The organism is Chthonomonas sp. (assembly GCA_016788425.1).
GTDB lineage: Bacteria > Armatimonadota > Fimbriimonadia > Fimbriimonadales > Fimbriimonadaceae > JAEURQ01.
Genome location: JAEURQ010000003.1, coordinates 66,838 through 84,080 on the forward strand (window position 1 = coordinate 66,838; position 17,243 = coordinate 84,080).

Below are 17,243 nucleotides of genomic sequence, written 5' to 3' on the forward strand. Positions count from 1 at the left end.
TTGGTATTAACGCGAAATGTAGACATGATTTTCTTCCTTGAAGCCGGGACCCCTTTACGCCTTCCTGGCGGGACCTGATTCCGGCTACATGAATCTCATTCCATTACTTTTGCGGGGATTAAACTAGTAAATATACTTGGATTTAAGCATTCTTACCAGGATTGCGAAAGGCCGGTAAATCGGCGGGCAATTGAACTGGCGCCGGTTTCTTCGGAGTTCGAGAGAAGAGCTAGCGAATCAATTTCGCGGCCCATGTTGCTATCAATGGAAAGCAGTGTAAGCTAGTGTCGACACGGCGGCGACGCATACCTGTGCGAATCCATCCGATGTCTGATTCGTTGAGGAGGTAGATGGTGCCGAAGGTGTTGAATGGGAGTTCCCGACTGCTCGGGCTGGCGCTGGCGTTGTTTGCGGTTAGCTACACCCGCGCGCAGACTGTAGAGATTGAGGGGCGATATTACAAATCGAGAAGCGACTATGACCTGAGAGCAGTCATTGGATACGAATGGAATGAGCTCGATCGCCGCATTGCCATCTTAGAGCAGAATTCCTTTAGCTTTGGCCGTCTCTCGAGTTTAAGCTCGTACCCGGAACATGGAAACTCCATGATCCGATATCAAACCGCGACCATATTCTTACAACTTAGAACCGGGAAGATCGTCGGCCTAAGCGAAGACAGGAGAGGTTCGAGGAGGTTGACCGAACGGATTGCTTGGGAGAAGCTGATGGGAATCTTGTCAGCTTCGGACTACAGCAGCGAGGGTCTCGTTCCTAGCGAACCCTGGCCGACAACACCTTTCCCGGAGTTTGATGAGAGGTTTGAAACCTTTGAAGTGCACTACCGTCGGAACGTTCCTGGAACGCCGTACCACTATCCGGGCGGATATCAAGTCGCCTTCTACACAAGTGACTCGACGATCTTCCATTTCAAACCACGCAAAGAGTTCGCGATCGAACCGTTTGCCGGCTCTTTAGCTCCGCTCGCCGAGCTTCAACCGGCGATTGTTCGTGAGGCGAGCCGTCACTTCGCTTGGAACGAGATCCGCGTGGTTCCCAACAAGACCGACTACGTGCGGATGCCCGCCTACTGGGAAGGGGCGAGCGAACGGATTAAGCGGCTGGCCAAGGCCGATATCGCCATTTTGCAGACGAGTTATCTGGTCACGCGAGCAGGAGAACCAAGCTCGACGCCGGGAGGCTGCATTGTGACGGTGGATGCCGTAACCGGCGAGGTGCTTTCCTCGACCCTGCTCTCGAGCGGCGGCCCACCCGCCGCCAAGGCCACCGCCTTCAACCTCAAAGAGAATGTGGGTGTTGTCGAGGGCAAGGGGTTGGGGCGATTAACCCTGACCAAGGACAAGCGTTTTGAGCCCGGCACCGCGGTCGTGCTCGCCCAGGGCCCGACCCTTGTCCGGGCCCAATACGATGCCAAACGCAACCTGCTTTGCTGGACAAGCGGCAAGGAGCGGCTCGTCGGAAAACCGAACAAGGCGCTCACCGCCGCTCTGAAACAAGCAACCGCAAAAAATAAGCGCGGATTCTTCGCTATAGTTGAAGCATGCCGCTGATCAACCCGGTCGGGAGAAAGTCGTGGCGGGCGCGGATTGCGCTCGCCACGATCTATCTGATCCTGACCGTCGGCGCGGTGACCACCCTCTATCCGTTCCTGCTCATGGTCTCCACCGGCCTTAAGGGCATGACCGACCAGAGCACCTCGAACCTGGTGCCGACCTACCTGACGGAGAACAGCCAAGCGGCCATCGCCACGCCCGCGCCCGAGTCGCTGGCCGGCAAATACCTGGACGACAAGTACTTCGCCAACGTGAACCTCCGCGCGAGCATGGCCGGCGGGCCGACCGAGTTTGTGCCCGAATACGAGGCGTGGCTGCGGCGGCTCCCGGTCACGCAGTGGCACGCCGGGTTCCGTATCGCGCCGACCCAGGTCACCAGCCGCCTGGCCGAGCGATATCGAGCGTGGCTGCGCGAGCGCTTCGGGGATATTGACCGCCTGAACCGCGCTTACCTGGAAGAGAACTCCGCGTTTCAGGGCATCACCCCGCCGCAAGAGCGCCTCGACGTGCCCGGTTGGCGACCGCTGGCGAGCGCCAAGTGGCGCGACTGGCTGGAATTCAAAGCGACCCTCCCGGCCGAGTTCCGCGTCCCACTTCGGCTGGAGTTTCAGTGGCAGGAATTCTGGCGTGGTCGAACCGCGGCGCAGTGGAGCGAGGTGCCGCCCACCGTGCGGGGCGCGGCCACCGATTACAGCGGGCTCGTGTTCCCGCGCAAAGGTTCATCGCCCGAGAAAGCGGCGTTTCTGGCCAAGCAGTGGCCGGCCAACCTGCCCGATCTGGAGGCTAAATTCGTGGCCGACACGCCCGGGGCCAAGGGCATGCCCGTCGGCGCGTACGACCGGCACGTCATCGCCCGCGATGCGTCGCAGATTCGCGGTGAGTTCGCTGGACGCAACTACCGCTATGTGATTGACTACGTGTTGCTGCACGGGCGGGCCGTGCTCAACACCGTGATCTTCTGCTCGCTGGCGATCTTGTTCCAGCTCACGGTCAACCCGCTGGCCGCTTACGCTTTATCGCGATTTCCGATCAAGTCCAGCGGCAAAATCTTGCTCTTTTTGCTCGCGACCATGGCGTTTCCGGCTGAGATCGCGCTGATTCCCTCGTTTTTGTTGCTGCGCGACCTGGGGCTACTCAACACGTTTTGGGCGCTGGTTTTGCCCGGCGCGGCCAGCGGCTACATGATCTTTTTGCTCAAGGGATTCTTCGATAGCTTGCCGCAAGAACTGTTCGAAGCGGGTCAGCTAGACGGCGCGCCGGAGCGCACCATGATGTGGCGAATCGCCCTTCCGTTGAGCCGCCCGGTGCTCGGCTACGTGGCGTTGCTGGCGTTCATGGGGGCGTACAGCGCGTTCATTTTCGCGTTTCTGGTGTGCCAAGACCAAAGCAAGTGGACGCTCATGGTGTGGCTGTATCAGCTGCAGCTTTCCGCTCCGCGCGCCACGGTCATGGCCGCGCTGACGTTGGCGGCGTTGCCGACGCTGATTGTCTTTCTGGCGGCGCAACGCGTCATCATGCGCGGTATTGTGTTGCCAGGAGAACGCTGATGGATCAAGGCCGTTTTGTCGAAGGAAACCGCCCCGCGTGGCAGCGACTGCAAGAGCTCGTGAGTCGCGGTGCGGTCTCGCCCAAGAATCTCACCCAAGCCGAGCTCATCGAACTCGTCCGGCTTTACCGCTCCACCTCGGCCGACTTCGCGGTGATCCAAAGCGAGGCGTCCAACCCCACGTTGCTGGGCGAAGTCAACCGATTGCTTCAAGAGGCGCACGCGATCATCTATCGGCATCGGCAACCGCCGTTTGGCGAGGCACTCCGCAACTGCCTCAACCAGGTCGCCCGGGTCACGCGCCGCCGCGCCAAGTACATTCTCGTCGCCATCCTCATGTTCTTTATGGGCATCGGAGTTTCGGTCGCGGTGATGAAGTGGCGACCCGACCTGCATCAAGAAATCATTCCGCCGGAAATGCAGGAGAACGTTGAAGCTTGGAAGAGCGGGTTGCACGATCCGCGGAGTTCGGGCGATGACGCCTTGATGTGGGGCTTTTACGCCTCGAACAACCCTCGCGTGGCGCTCATGTCTGGCGCGTTTGCCGCCGGCACATTTGGCTTCGGTACGTTCTATCTAATGTATACGAACGGCATCATGATGGGCGGGCTCGGCTACGAGATGCAAACCGTCAACAAGCTTGGGTTCCTGCTCGCAAGCGTGAGTCCGCATGGCGCGAGCGAACTCGTGGGGATGTTTATCTCGGGCGCGGCGGGCCTGGTTATGGCGGTCGCGCTCATCAATCCTGGGCGGCGAAGTCGCCTGCAATCGCTGAAGCACGCGGCGCCCGACGCCATGATCCTGCTCGTGCAGAGCATGGTCATGATGCTCATCGCGGCGCCGTTTGAGGCGTTCTTCAGCTTCGATCCGGGCGTGCCGTCGTCCGCCAAGGTGTTGGTCGGGGCAATTGTGCTGAGCGGTTGGCTCGTTTTTTGGACGCAGATGGGCCGCGAACCTGCCCCCGCAACTTAGGTTTAATTCAGGTCATGCTCCTGCACTTTGGCGTCGAGACGATTCAGCCCGAATGGCCCGAGTCCATCGTCAGCATCGGCACCTTTGATGGCGTCCACTTTGGCCATCAAGACGTGCTGCGCCGCAACGTCGAGGCGAGCCGCGAGCACCTTTGTCCGAGCATTGTCGTGACGTTCGATCGCAACCCGAGCGCGGTGGTGCATCCCGAGCGTGCGCCGCTGAGCATCGCCAGCCTCAACGATAACATCCGTATGCTGTCGCGGCTCAACCTCTCGCTGTGCGTGATCCTCGAATTCGGCGCGGCTCTTTCCCGGATGAGCGCGCAAGAGTTTTTCGACCAGATTCTCATTCGCCGACTGCGCGCTCGCAAGGTCGTGGTCGGCTACGATTTCGCGTTCGGCAACGGGCGTCAGGGCACCACCGACTGGCTGCGCGAACGCATTGAAACCGAGGTCGTGCCTCCCTTTGAGATTGATGGCGTGCGAGTAAGCAGCACCACCCTGCGCCAGTGCATCGCCGAGGGCCGCGTGGAGGAAGTCACGCGCCTGCGGGGGACGCCCTTCGAGATGCCCGGCGTCGTCATTCGCGGCCAACAGCTCGGACGCACGATCGGGTTTCCCACGATCAACCTGGCCCGCTCGACCAACCAGATTGTGCCCGCCGACGGCGTGTACGCCGGCTTCTGTCGCTGCTCGCAAGGCGAGTTCCTCGCGGCTATCAGCATCGGCATGCGTCCGACCGTGGACGGCACCCACCGCACCATCGAGGCGTTTCTGCTGGACTACCCCGGCGAATCGCTCTACGGCGAGAGTCTCTCGCTGGGGATTACTCACCGTCTGCGCGACGAATGGAAGTTCGAAACGTTGGAGAAAATGATCGATCAGATTCACTTGGACGTCGCGCAAACCCGGTCGCTCGGCATCCTCTCCTGAAAATTAGGGAACTGCACCCTAGTAAGAATCCGGTCTAAACTAGTTAGCTTAGAGACCCTTTATGCGTGCACGACGAGGATTGACTTCCGCCCTAGCCCTACTTGCCCTTGCGGCGGTGGCCGGAGCCCAAACCGCGATTATTCGCGAGGTGGTCGTGAACGGCAACCAGCGCATCAGCCGGGACGCGATCATCGCCGTGATGCGGATGCAAGCCGGCAAACCCTACATCGATTCCGACCGCGCCCGCGACATCGAAGCGATCATGGAGCTCGGCTTCTTCCGCGATGCCGACATCATCCCGCGCCAGATCAATGCGACCGATTGGCAGCTCAACGTCGAGATCAAGGAAAACCCGCTCGTCAAGGAGTTCCGCATCACCGGCAGCACGGTGTTTAAGACCGAAGAGATTTTGGCCGTCATCAAGCAGCCGGTCAACGAGGTTTTCAACCTCCGCAACATCGTGCCGACCGCCAACGCGATCCGCGAGCTTTACCAAAAGAAGGGGTACTTCGCCGAAGCTGAAATCGCGCCTCTTGACGAATCGCCCGAGACGCTCGGCATCAACGTGGTCGAGCGCGCCGTGAAAGAAATCAAGATCACCAACCAAGGTAAGACCCGCCAAGGCGTGATCCGTCGCCTGCTGAAAACCAAGCCGGGAACCGCCTTTAACGAAGTCACCTGGGCGAACGACCGCCGCCGCATTGAAAGCACAACCTGGTTCAAGGAAATCGAAGCTGGCGTCGAGCCGACCGAAGAGATCGGTAAGTTCAACTTGCTACTCGACCTGAAAGAAGACAAGACCGGCCAGATCGCGTTTGGCGCGGCTCTGGACCCCAACTCGCGCCTTGCGGGTTCGGTCCGCTATTCCGACAGCAACTTCCGTGGCCAAGGCCAAACGGTGTCGTTCAACATGCAGCAGGACACGGTCGGGACCGGCCTCTCCAGCAGCATCGACTACATTGACCCCTACTACCGCGACAGCGACACCCAACTTTCGATTCGCCTGTACAGCCGCATCGTGAACTACTTCGCAGGCGCGGGCATCGGCACCGGCACCAACTCGCCAAACGACAAGCGCTTCGACGAGCGCCGCACCGGGGCGGGCATCTCGCTCTCGCGCACCACCAAGGATATTTTCAGTTTTGGCTACGGCGTCAATTACGAAAAGATCAATACGATCAACCTTCGCAACGCCGACCCCGACGACTTCATTCAGCAAGACGGCGACCTGCTGACCTTCAGCTTCACCGGCGTGCGCGATCGCCGAGACGTGCCGCTTGCGCCCTCCGAAGGCGACTACGTGCGCGTGTCCATCGAACCGGCTTTCGCCAACATCTCCAAGATCGGCGGTAGCGTCGGCGGATTCAACGACCTGCTCGGTCGCAATAAGTTTGTCCGCTCAAACTTGGAATATAAGCTGTTCCTGAGCAAGCGGCCAGCGAAGGCCGAAGACCTACTTAAGCCGCGCAAGGTGCTCGCGCTGCGTGCCCGCTACGGCCTCATCGTCGGCACCCCGCCGTTCTTCGAGCAGCTGTTCCTTGGTGGCTCGGATTCGCTCCGCGGCTATCCCGACCAGCGGTTCTGGGGCAAGCAAAGTCTGCTGACCACGATTGAGTACCGGGTGCCGATCCAAAAGACGTTCAGCGTCATCGGCTTTGCCGACTACGGCGGAGCGTGGGGCGGATACGGCACCATTCGCGACTTCCAGCAATCGAATAAGCCCAATCTTAAGCTCGGCTATGGCGCGGGTGTCGCGTTCAACGTCGGGCCGCTCGGCAACATTCGCATCGACCTGGGCTTCGACGATCGCGGTCGCAACCGAACCCACTTCTCAATCGGAGGAAGTTTCTAAACCGCCCCGAGCGTCCAACACATACATTCTCATGGAAATCAAATACAAGTTCAAATCGTGGAGCGGATGGATTGTCGCCGCCGGGTTCGGCGCCGTGATGTTCGCCTCCGGTTTTCAGGCGGGGGCCGAGAAAACCGGCGTCGTTGACCTCAACACGGTGATTCAGCAAAGCAACTATGGTAAGTCGAGCACCGAGTCGCTGAACAACCAGCTCAAGGTCCGCCGCGCGCTGATTGACTTTGTGATGACCTACAAGGTGCTCACCCGCGAACAAGCCGAGCGACTGCGCGAACTCTCGCTCAAGGCTCCGCAAACCGAGGACGACAAAAAGCAGGTCGAGAAGATTAAGGCGGACGTGATGGAAAGCGATCGCCGCCGCAACGAACTGAGCCAGAAGGCGAACCTCACCGAAGCCGACGCTGCCTTGCTGCGCGACTACTCTCAACGCGCCCTCGCGATGGAAGAGCTTGTCAACCGCTGGAGCCAGATATTCCAAGAAGACCTGGAAGACCTGCAAACCAAGGCTCGCGAGGACAGCATCACCAAGGCGAAGGCCGCGCTCAGCGCGGTGGCCAAGGCTGGCGCCTACACCGTCGTCATGGAATCGACCGTGGCTCCGTTCGGGGTGAACGACCTTACCGAGGCCGTGGTCACCAAGATGAACGCGACCAAGTAACGCTCTATGCGCTCGGCGGCTTTTGGGGGAGCGGCGCTGATCATCCTTTGGGGATGCTCGGCCCCGCCTCGCGAATTGCCCGCCGAGCGCGTTTTTGTGGCCTTTGCGGCCATTGAACGCCCGGTGCGGGTGGACGGTCCCCCGTTGGGGATCAGCCCGGGTTCGATTGCTGGCGAGAAGGGTTCCATTGGCGCTCTGCCGGGGCAAAGCATGTACGCACCCCGCGCCCTGGCCGAGGTCCGTCGCGCGGAAACCGCCCTCCAAGCGGCTCGGGTGCGCGGCTTCGACCAACTCCGTGAGGAGATCGAGCGCACCTTCCGCACTCGCGCCGAGCGACAGTTTGAATCGGAGCTGGGCCGCCTCGACGACGAGCGCGACCAGATTAACCGCGACGCGCTCGCCGAGATTCGCGACGAGTTCGATCGCCACGCGGAGGCACGGACGCCAATTCTCTACGACCTTTCGAAAAAGGCGGGCTACCCTGCCGAAACGCGCCGCTCGCAACGATTCCAGCGCACCCGGGAACTGATGTTCCCCAAACTCGACCAAGAGATTGAGGCGCTCCGCGCCGAGCTCTTGAAGGAGGACGCCATCTACTTGGCGAACCGGGCGCGAATTCTGGGCCGAACCAAGCTGGAGATTGAGGAGGCCGAACAGGCCAACCAGAACCGCCGTCAAGAGCTTTTGGACCGATCGCAAGCCCAGGCTCGCGCGTTTTTGGCTCGGGCACTGGCCGAGTCGAAATCCACATCGCTGGATGCCGGCGATTTGCTGGAAGTGAACGAGCGAATTCCGCCCGCCGCGGGTGCGTCGCTCAACCTCCCGGCGCTGCGCGGCACCCCTCCCGCGGTCCCAGCGCCGCTCAAGGCCACGCGGCTCAGCATGGACGAGCTTCGCGATTTGGCCAAGATTTGGGCCGAAACCCGCAACTATGTGTTGGTCAATCAGAGGGGCGGGGCCAACGATGCCACAATTGAATTTAAGACATGGCTGAAAACCTATCAGGCTGGACCCTAGGCGAGCTCGCGCAGATCCTCGGCGCGCGGCTTGAAGGCGATCCCGCTGTCGTCGTGGTCCGACCGGTGGAAGCGGGCAGCTCCGACCCGCAAGGCATCACCTTTGCCGAAGGCCCTAAGTTCTATGAGAGGGTGCGCGGCAGTAATGTCGGGGTTGTGATTCTCAGCGAAGAAGCGCCCGACCTCGGATTGCCGACCTTGCGCCTGGCGAATCCGCGGGTGGCATTTGGGCAGGTGCTCAACATGGCGCAGGCGGCGTGTCCGGTCGCCGTAGGGGTGCACCCGAGCGCGGTTGTGGACCCGAGCGCGAGGATTCATCCGGGCGCGCGCATCGGCGCGCAGGTGAGCGTGGGCCCCCGCTGCGTGGTTGGCGAAGGCACCATCCTCTTCCCCAACGTCACCCTCGTGCAAGACGTCGTGATCGGCGCGCACTGCCAGATTCATAGCGGCGCGGTCATCGGTGCGCCCGGCTTTGGATACGCATTTGATGGTCGCCATCACCAACCCATACCGCAGGTAGGCGGCGTGATCATCGAGGATCGTGTAGATATCGGCGCAAATACTTGCATTGATCGGGCGACCGCCGGGAACACCGTGATCGGCGAGGGCACCAAGATTGATAACCTTTGCCAAATCGCCCACAACGTTCGGATTGGACAAAACACGGTCATCGCCGGCATTTGCGCCCTCGCCGGATCGGTCACCATCGGCAATTACGTGGTGGTGGGCGGGCAGACAAGCTTTAAGGATCACGTGACCGTGGCCGACGGCGTCCAGATTGGCGGCCGCACCGACGTGGCGAGCGACATCACCGAGCGCGGCGCGTATTGGGGCCCGCAGCAGTTGCCGATCAAGACCGCCTTGCGCGTGTCGGCGCTGATGAAGCGCCTCCCCGAGCTTTTCGAGCGCCTCAAGGAGTTGGAACGCAAATGATTTTCCCGCGCCGCACCGTTTCCGCCGACGTCCGTGTGAGAGGCGATGCCCTCCACGGCGGTCATCCGGCTGACGTTCGGGTTCACCCGGCCGAAGACGGCCTCTGGTTTCGCTACGGCGCGTACCGCGTGGAGGCGATTCCGGCGAACGTCACCGACACAAATCGCCGCACCAAGCTCGGCTCGATCAATACGATTGAGCATCTGATGAGCGCGCTAGCGATGCTCGGAATCACCGACGCGGACATCGAGGTGAGCGGCGACGAACTTCCCGCCGCGGATGGTTGCGCCCTGCCCTACATCACGGCGTTACAAAGCGTGCTGGTTGATCTTCCGAGTCGCGAACGGCCCGACCTTTTCGCCCGGATTTGGGAGAAGAGCGACTCCAGCGAGATCGCCATCGCCGCGGGCGATGGTCACTGGCGGTACGAGTTTGTGGGGCCGGAGGGCCGCTTCCCCGGCCACCAAGTCTTTGAGTGCATGTTATCGCGGGAATCTTGCACGAACGAAATTGCTCCTGCCCGCACCACGGCCTTTGACTTCGAGGTCGAAATGGCGCGAGCGGCCGGCTTGGGCCTGGGGCTGACCGAAGAGTCTTGCCTCGTCCTCGGGCCGGAGGGTTACGTGAACCCGGCCAGGTTCCCCGACGAGCCCGCGCGGCATAAATTGCTCGACCTCATCGGCGATCTTTGGCTCGCTCGCGTGCCGATCACGATGCTCAATGTCGATGCCAGCCGCTCGGGCCACACCGCCAACGTCGCCGCCGCCGCGCGCTTGGCGCAAGCAGTTCCGCTTACTTAACTGTCGATCTTGCGTTTGAGGTCGTCCAGAATTTGTAGCGCCTGAATCGGCGTGATCGAATCGAGCGGAATCTCGCGGAGCTGGGTTACGACCGGCGATTCCGCCGCTTCAAAGAGGCTCAGTTGCAGCCGGTTTTGCGTGACCTGACTCACCGCCGGTCGCGGCTCCGTGCTTTCGAGGTCGGCGAGAATATGCCCCGCGCGATCCAGGACGCTGGGCGGAACCCCCGCCATCCGCGCCACGTGAATGCCGTAGCTCCGATCGGTGCCCCCCGGCAGCACGCGGTGAGTCCACACAATACTGTCGCCCACCTCGGCCACCGCGACGCGGAAGTTCGCGACGCCACTCAGTTGTTCCGCGAGGATGTTCAGTTGGTGATAGTGCGTCGCAAACATCGTCTTGGCGCCGATCTCCACCAGCCGCTCAATGATCGCCCAAGCGATGGCCATACCGTCGAAGGTGCTGGTGCCGCGGCCCACCTCGTCGAGAACCACCAGGCTTCGGTCAGTCGCATGATTCAGGATGTACGCGCACTCGGTCATTTCGACCATGAAGGTTGATTGCCCACTTGCAAGTTCATCTTTCGCACCGATTCTTGTAAACAACTGATCGTGAATGCTGAGCTTGGCTGAGCTGGCCGGCACGTAGCAACCGATCTGCGCCATTAGACAAATGAGTGCGTTTTGCCGCAGAAACGTGGACTTTCCGCTCATGTTCGGGCCGGTCAGAATGATCGTCCGGGTGCCTTCGGCGAGGGGCTCCAGCGAAACGCTGTTCGGCACGAAGTTGTCCGTGCCGGCCTCAACCACCGGGTGTCGCCCGTCAATGATCTCCAAGCAGTTGTCGTCAACCAGCTCGGGCCGCACATATCGGTGGGCAATGCTCACGCTCGCCAGCGAACACAGGACATCGAGCTCGGCGATGGCGCGGGCTGTGGCCAGCAAGGCCGGGGCTTCCGCCGCGACCTGCTCGCGCAACCGCTCGAACAGCGCGTGCTCGACCTCAATCGCCTTGTCGCCCGCGTCCAGTACGCGACTCTCGTGCTCCTTCAGCTCGGCGGTAATGTAGCGTTCGGCGTTGGCGGTGGTTTGCTTGCGGATGTAGGCGGGCGGCACTCGCTCGCTGTGCTGCTTCGGCACCTCGATGTAGTAGCCGAACACCGAGTTGTAACCGACCTTAAGCTGTTGAATCCCCGTCGCCGCGCGCTCAGCGGTCTCCATTTCGGCAATGAACGAGCGCCCGTCTCGGCCCAGCCGCCGCAGCTGATCGAGCTCCGCGTCATACTCATCGGCGATCACGCCGCCGTCGCGCAGCGTCAGCGGTGGCTCGGGCTGAATCGCGATATAAAGCTGCCGCGCAAGCTCAAAATGGTCGCCCATCGAACTCGCCACGCGCTGCAATCGGCCCAACGCAATCTGTTGCAAGGGCTTCAACACCTCGGGGAGCACCTGCAGCGACGCGCGCAGATTAGCCAAGTCGCGCGGGCTAGCCAGGCGCGCCGAACACCGCGAGACCAGCCGCTCCAAGTCGCTGACTCGCTTGAGCTTTTCGCCGAGTTCTTCGCGGATCAAGGAGTTTTCAATGAGCCGCCGTACCGCCTCGTGGCGCGACTCGATCTCTGCGCGCGAGAGCAAGGGCTGGTCAATCCAGCGGCGCAGCAGCCGCGCGCCCATGCCGGTGCGGGTGCGATCGAGTACGTCCAATAGAGTGTGCCGCCGCGAGCCGTCGGCGAGGTTTTGCGTGAGCTCCAGCGTGCGCCGACTGAAGGCGTCAATCCGCATGAACTCGTCCACCTGATAGGTCGAAATCGTTTCGATATGCGCCAGGTCAAGCCCGTTGCCCTTGGCGTACCGCAGCACCAACGCCGCCGCCATCACCGAAAGCGGCTCCCCTTCGAGGCCGAATCCGCTGAGCTGATGCACCCCCAAATGGGCCAAGAGCTCCTGCTCGGCGCGATCCGCGCGGACCGGCTCGACCTCAAAAAATCCGGTCACGCCTTCCAGAGCTTTCGCGCCGATGACCTCGGCGGGCTGTAGGCGGGCAAGCTCCTGACGCAGGGCTCCTTCGCCGGTGACTTCGGTGACCAAAAACTCGCCGGTGCTGGGTTCCAAAGTGGCGATGGCCCACTGCTCGCCATGCCCGGCGAGGCCGCACAAAAACGAAGGCTCGCCTTGATCCAGGTGCGAATCCTCCATCAACGTGCCCGGAGTCAAAACCCGGCGAACCTGCCGCCGAATCAGCCCCTTGGTCGTCTTCGGATCGTCAATCTGCTCGCAAATGCCGACGCGGTGACCAAGCGCCACCAGCCGAGTAAGGTACTTGTCAAAGGCGTGAAACGGTACTCCTGCCATCGCCACGCGGCCATTCGCGCCGTCCTCTTTGCCGGTCAGCGTGATCTCTAGGGCGCGGGCCGCGGTCTCGGCATCATCGCCGTAGAACTCGTAAAAGTCGCCCACGCGCATTGCGATCAGCGCCCCCGGATGCGCGGCTTTAGCATCAAAATACTGCCGCATCATGGGGGTCTGGGGGACGAAGCTCACCCCCTGATTGTAACTGAAAACGACTACAATCACCCCGTGATCTCCATCATCATGCCCAGCTATGGCCACGCCCGATTTGTCGGCGCGGCGGTGCGCTCGGTGCTGGCGCAAACCTTCACGGATTGGGAGCTCGTGATTGTGGACGATTGCAGCCCCGACCAGAGCCTGAGCGTGCTTCGCGAGTTCGACGATCCCCGGATTCGGCTGAGCGTGAACGAGCGTAACCTGGGCGCTTACGCCACCGAGCAGCGCGCCCTCGAAATGACTCGCCATGACCTGGTGGCCGTGCTCAACAGCGACGACCTTTGGTCGCCCGAGAAGCTAGCGGTTCAAGCCGCGGCTCTGCAAGAACATCCGGCGGCCAGCTTCTGCTTTGTGCGCGGCTGGGTGGTAGACGGCGACGGCAAGGTGGATGAAGCGGACGACGTGCATGGCGACTGGCCGGTTGGGCTCGCCGATTACCGCCCGTGGTTGGTGGTTGAAAACCGGATTCTCGCCAGCGGCGTGGTGTTCCGTCGCGCCGGATTGCGGTTCGCCACGAACGCGCACTATAGCGGCGATTGGATGGCGCTGCTCGAGGCCAGCAATCGCGGTCCGGGCATCGGCGTGGCCGATCGGCTGACTCAGTGGCGGATCCACGGCAGCAACAGCTTTACGCGCTCGCCGAAGCAGGTCGCCGAGGAGATCGCCGTGCGCGAGGCGATCCGCGCTCGCGATTGGCCCGCGGACTGCCGCGCCGGGCTTGGCCGCAACGCGCTGAACCTGTTCACCCTCTACTTGCAGACCGGCCAACGGGCCCGCGCGCTGGCTCTCGCCACTCAAGTCGTACGCACATATCCGGAAAAAGCGGTCGCTCTCCGCCGCGTGCTTCTGGGCTTCATGCCCCAGTCGGTGCTGCAAAAGCGCTTGCCTTGGACCGACTCGCTGGCGAACCTCCCCGCTGCCGGGCCATTTACGATCAACTAGGCTTGGTTATTGTTATGGTCTGGAATCTGGAGCCCGCCGCTTCCAGTAGTCTAGGGTCATGCGACGCACTCTGCTTCATGCCCTCGCTTTGTTGCCCCTCTCGGTCGCCTATGCGCAAACCACGCCCGCCGAAAAGCCCGCCGAGAAAAAGGAAGACGATGCCTACTCCAAAGCCGTTAAGGACTATAAAGCCGACGACGGAATGTTTAAGGTTTGGCGCAAAGATGAGACTTTGCTGTTCGAAATCCCGAAGGACAAGATGGGCCGTGCCTACCTGTGGGTGGGCGAACTCAAGGGCACCGCGGGCGGCGGTTACAGCGGCTCAGCGGCGTTCGAGCAACTCGTCTCGTGGGAAGTCCGCGGCGACAAGGTGCTGCTCCGCTCCAAGGTCGTCAACATCAAGTCGCGACCGGGCACGCCGCTCGAACTCGGCACGAAAATTTCCAACCTCGATCCGATCATCGCGACCTTCGATATCAAGGCGACCAGCCCGAGCGGCGCGGTCGTCATCGATGCCTCACGACTCTTTAAGCAGAGTCCGCCGGAGTTTAGCTTCGCCGGTGCCACCGGTGGCGGCGGGATGGATGGCAGCCGCTCGTTCCTGGATCGCGCGCTCAGCTTCCCGGAGAACATCAACGTAGAAGTTCTTGCGACCTTCGCCGGTGGCGGCGGCGGTGGCGGGTCCAACCCGTTTTCGCGCGCCGTGGCGCGCCCCAGCAGCACCTACGTGCTGCACCACAGCATCGTGCTGCTGCCCGAAAAGCCAATGATGGGCCGCATTGCCGATAGCCGAGTTGGTTACTTCACCAACAGCTTTACGGACTACGATGCGCCCAACACGCAAGGCGTCCGCCAGTACGAATACATCACGCGCTACCGCCTGGAAAAGAAGGACCCCAAGGCCGCGATGAGCGAGCCGGTCAAGCCGATTGTTTACTATCTCGCGCCGGAAATTCCGACCGAGTGGCGAGAAGCCTGCCGGCAAGGCGTCCAGGATTGGAACGTCGCCTTTGAGGCCGCTGGCTTCAAGAACGCGGTCATCTGCAAAGACGCGCCCAACGACCCCGAGTGGACGCCGGAAGACGCCCGCTACAGCGTGATTCGCTGGGCGGCGCTGCCGATTGCCAACGCCATGGGCCCGAGCGTCACCGACCCGCGCAGCGGCGAGATTCTCAACGCCCACATCATCATGTGGCACGATATTCTCAAGCTGCAGCAGGAGTGGTACTTCGCGCAAGCCTCGGCCAGCGACCCCCGCGCCCGCCGATTGCCGTTCCCGAACGACCTGATGCACGAGCTAGTGCGATTCGTCGTCGCGCACGAAGTTGGCCACACGTTTGGCTTGCCGCACAACGGTAAGAGCAGCGCGATGATCCCGACCGAGTGGCTCCGCGACGCGAAGTGGACCGCCGACAACGGCACCTGCACCTCGATCATGGACTACGCCCGATTCAACTATGTGGCGCAACCCGAGGACAAGGCGACCATGATTCCGCGGATCGGCAAGTACGACAAGTTCTCGATCAAGTGGGGCTACATGCCGATTGACAGCGCGCGCACGCCGTGGGACGAGCGCCCCGCCTTGGACAACCTGGCCGCCGCGCAAGTGACCGACCCGACCCTGCGGTTCTACGACAACTTCAGCAGTTCGGACCCGACCGCGCAATCGGAGGCGCTGGGATCGGACGCGGTGATCGCCTCGACTTATGGCGTGGCCAACCTCAAGCGCATGGTCTCGTACGTGCTCCCGATGACGACTCGCCTCGGCGAGGACAACTCGGAGACCGCCCGCATCCACGGCGCGCTCGTCGAGCAAATGGGCAACTATGTCGGCCACGTGATGGCCGTTGTGGGCGGCCAAGAAGTGATTGACTGGCGCTCGGGTCGCGGTGGCGAAACCTTCAACCCGGTGAGCCCCGAATACCAACGCCGCGCCGCCAAGTGGCTCATGAGCAACTTGCTGACCGCGCCGACCTGGCTGACGCCGAAGAGCATCATGGGCAAAATCAGCAACGATGGCGGCTACAGCCTGCAAAACTCGTTCCAAGCGCGCGCCATCTCCGGCTTGCTGCAAGATGGTCGCCTCAATCGCATGGTGATCAACGAGATGCGAACCGGGCCGGGCGCGTATCGCGTGGCCGACCTGATGAGCGACCTCTCCGCCGAAGTCTGGCGCGAACTCGCCACGCCGGCGGCGGCCTCGACGCCATTCCGTCGTCAGGTGCAGCGCACCTTTGTCAATACGCTGGTGCTTAAGCTCGGCGGCCCGCCCTCGGAAATCCGTTCCAACACCCGCGTGCAGCTTGAAGCCTCGCGCGATGCGCTCAATGCGGTGCTGCCGCGCGTGACCGACAAGGCGATGGCGGCTCACTACCGCGATCTGGTGAAGCAGATTACGTTTGGTCTGAACAACCCGGACAAGGTGGCTCCGGCGGTCACAACCGCACCCGCCGCGTTCCCGGGACGCGTTCGACTGCGCTGTGGTTGCGATCTAGAGCAAGCGTCGGAATAAGCCCTTGGGCAGATAGGTGGCTAGCCACCGAACTCGGCTCCGCCAGCGACTTGGTTGCCGGCGGAGCGATTCTTTGTAAGCTCGGCGGCCGCCCGACGGATCGCCGTTGAGGGTGCGCACGGTGCCCAGGCAGGCCCAGTTGTGGGCGAGCGCTAGGTTGAGCGTAGCCTCGTCCAGGCCCATGCTCTCGTAGAGCCCGGTCTGGTCGAGAATGCGCTCGCGGAGCATCTGGTCGTCGCGCCAAATGCGGTCAAGCTTCTTGCTGGCGTTGTTTTCGTGCCAGCGATAGTTGGTCAGCTTGTCATTGCAAAAGCCGATGTCCCAATGCTCGGCGATGCGCAACCACATGTCCCAGTCGCCGCTGCCAAAGTAGGCCGGATTGAATTCGCCGCACTGCTCAAAGCATTCGCGCCGGACCAGCACCGCCGAGGCGATGATCTTGTTGGCGTAGATCAGCGGGATGATTCCCTTGTCGGTTTGCGAGCGCGGGAAGTCGAATCCCAGCGGCGTGCCGGGCAAGGTCTCGCCGAGCGCCCCGATGAAGTCGCCGTTGGTATGCACGAGTCCCACGCGCGGCTCGGCCGCCAGCAGGTTCAGCTGCTGCTCAAGCTTGGTCGGCATCCACTCGTCGTCGTCGTTAAGAATCGCAATGAACTCGCCGTTGGCCAGCGCCAAACCTCGGTTGAGCGATCCGTACGTGCCGAGATTTTGGGCGTTGAACTCGAGGTGCCAGTCGGGACAGTTGGCGCGGAGCCAGTCGCGGGTGCCGTCGGTCGAGCCATCGTCCAGGCAGATGACCTCAAAGTCGATCATGGTCTGCGCGCGAATGCTCTCCACCGCCACCGGCAGGTACGCCAAGTGGTTGTAGCACGTGAGCAAAACGCTAACTTTTGGCACGACCATGATTGTGGCACGCGCGTAGGAAGG

The 17,243-nt window shown here is 61.9% G+C and carries 13 protein-coding genes; 11 read left to right on the forward strand and 2 right to left on the reverse strand.

Annotation, left to right across the window (positions count from 1 at the left end):
* The first annotated feature begins 833 nt into the window (after positions 1-833).
* The 9 genes from JNJ45_07600 (at position 834) to JNJ45_07640 (ending at position 10,298) form a co-directional block, all read left to right on the forward strand.
* Entirely contained in the window at positions 834-1,568 is a 735-nt protein-coding gene (locus tag JNJ45_07600; protein MBL8048529.1) for a hypothetical protein, read from the forward strand.
* On the forward strand, positions 1,559-3,118 hold the full coding sequence (locus JNJ45_07605; protein MBL8048530.1) for an ABC transporter permease subunit: 1,560 nt from the start codon (positions 1,559-1,561) through the stop codon (positions 3,116-3,118). The genes JNJ45_07600 and JNJ45_07605 overlap by 10 nt, the downstream gene beginning before the upstream one ends.
* Complete coding sequence (locus tag JNJ45_07610) at positions 3,118-4,089, forward strand: stage II sporulation protein M (GenBank protein MBL8048531.1); 972 nt, start codon at positions 3,118-3,120, stop codon at positions 4,087-4,089. Before JNJ45_07605 ends, JNJ45_07610 begins: the two co-directional genes overlap by 1 nt.
* A 14-nt stretch (positions 4,090-4,103) precedes the next feature.
* On the forward strand, positions 4,104-5,021 hold the full coding sequence (gene ribF, locus JNJ45_07615; protein ID MBL8048532.1) for a riboflavin biosynthesis protein RibF: 918 nt from the start codon (positions 4,104-4,106) through the stop codon (positions 5,019-5,021).
* A gap of 61 nt (positions 5,022-5,082) precedes the next feature.
* Complete coding sequence (locus JNJ45_07620; GenBank protein ID MBL8048533.1) at positions 5,083-6,873, forward strand: BamA/TamA family outer membrane protein; 1,791 nt, start codon at positions 5,083-5,085, stop codon at positions 6,871-6,873.
* A gap of 31 nt (positions 6,874-6,904) precedes the next feature.
* Complete coding sequence (locus tag JNJ45_07625; GenBank protein MBL8048534.1) at positions 6,905-7,549, forward strand: OmpH family outer membrane protein; 645 nt, start codon at positions 6,905-6,907, stop codon at positions 7,547-7,549.
* Positions 7,550-7,555: 6 nt separating this feature from the next.
* Entirely contained in the window at positions 7,556-8,566 is a 1,011-nt protein-coding gene (locus JNJ45_07630) for a hypothetical protein (GenBank protein ID MBL8048535.1), read from the forward strand.
* Positions 8,536-9,498, forward strand: a complete 963-nt coding sequence (gene lpxD, locus JNJ45_07635) for a UDP-3-O-(3-hydroxymyristoyl)glucosamine N-acyltransferase (protein MBL8048536.1) — start codon at positions 8,536-8,538, stop codon at positions 9,496-9,498. The genes JNJ45_07630 and lpxD overlap by 31 nt, the downstream gene beginning before the upstream one ends.
* Complete coding sequence (locus tag JNJ45_07640) at positions 9,495-10,298, forward strand: UDP-3-O-acyl-N-acetylglucosamine deacetylase (protein ID MBL8048537.1); 804 nt, start codon at positions 9,495-9,497, stop codon at positions 10,296-10,298. Before lpxD ends, JNJ45_07640 begins: the two co-directional genes overlap by 4 nt.
* On the opposite strand, the gene mutS is transcribed toward JNJ45_07640, so the two are convergent.
* Positions 10,295-12,838, reverse strand: a complete 2,544-nt coding sequence (mutS, locus tag JNJ45_07645; protein MBL8048538.1) for a DNA mismatch repair protein MutS — start codon at positions 12,836-12,838, stop codon at positions 10,295-10,297. The two genes, JNJ45_07640 and mutS, sit on opposite strands and share 4 nt — an antisense overlap.
* A gap of 36 nt (positions 12,839-12,874) precedes the next feature.
* Between mutS and JNJ45_07650 the strand changes: the two genes are divergently transcribed.
* Both JNJ45_07650 and JNJ45_07655 read left to right on the forward strand, forming a co-directional pair.
* Positions 12,875-13,804 carry a glycosyltransferase gene (locus JNJ45_07650; GenBank protein ID MBL8048539.1) on the forward strand — a complete coding sequence of 310 codons (930 nt, stop codon included), beginning with the start codon at positions 12,875-12,877 and terminating at the stop codon, positions 13,802-13,804.
* Positions 13,805-13,862: 58 nt separating this feature from the next.
* Entirely contained in the window at positions 13,863-16,316 is a 2,454-nt protein-coding gene (locus JNJ45_07655; protein MBL8048540.1) for a zinc-dependent metalloprotease, read from the forward strand.
* Here the strand turns inward: JNJ45_07655 and JNJ45_07660 are convergent.
* Positions 16,296-17,213, reverse strand: coding sequence for a glycosyltransferase (locus tag JNJ45_07660; protein ID MBL8048541.1), 918 nt, complete (start codon positions 17,211-17,213; stop codon positions 16,296-16,298). The genes JNJ45_07655 and JNJ45_07660 overlap by 21 nt on opposite strands.
* Between the last annotated feature and the right edge of the window lie 30 nt (positions 17,214-17,243).

What these genes read in the sequence shown, in the direction of transcription:
- JNJ45_07605 (MBL8048530.1), top strand. Translation starts at nt 1,559, where the DNA reads ATGCCGCTGATCAACCCGGTCGGGAGAAAGTCGTGGCGGGCGCGGATT.
- JNJ45_07640 (MBL8048537.1), top strand. Translation starts at nt 9,495, where the DNA reads ATGATTTTCCCGCGCCGCACCGTTTCCGCCGACGTCCGTGTGAGAGGC.
- JNJ45_07620 (MBL8048533.1), top strand. Translation starts at nt 5,083, where the DNA reads ATGCGTGCACGACGAGGATTGACTTCCGCCCTAGCCCTACTTGCCCTT.
- JNJ45_07625 (MBL8048534.1), top strand. Translation starts at nt 6,905, where the DNA reads ATGGAAATCAAATACAAGTTCAAATCGTGGAGCGGATGGATTGTCGCC.
- JNJ45_07630 (MBL8048535.1), top strand. Translation starts at nt 7,556, where the DNA reads ATGCGCTCGGCGGCTTTTGGGGGAGCGGCGCTGATCATCCTTTGGGGA.
- JNJ45_07610 (MBL8048531.1), top strand. Translation starts at nt 3,118, where the DNA reads ATGGATCAAGGCCGTTTTGTCGAAGGAAACCGCCCCGCGTGGCAGCGA.
- lpxD (MBL8048536.1), top strand. Translation starts at nt 8,536, where the DNA reads ATGGCTGAAAACCTATCAGGCTGGACCCTAGGCGAGCTCGCGCAGATC.
- JNJ45_07655 (MBL8048540.1), top strand. Translation starts at nt 13,863, where the DNA reads ATGCGACGCACTCTGCTTCATGCCCTCGCTTTGTTGCCCCTCTCGGTC.
- ribF (MBL8048532.1), top strand. Translation starts at nt 4,104, where the DNA reads ATGCTCCTGCACTTTGGCGTCGAGACGATTCAGCCCGAATGGCCCGAG.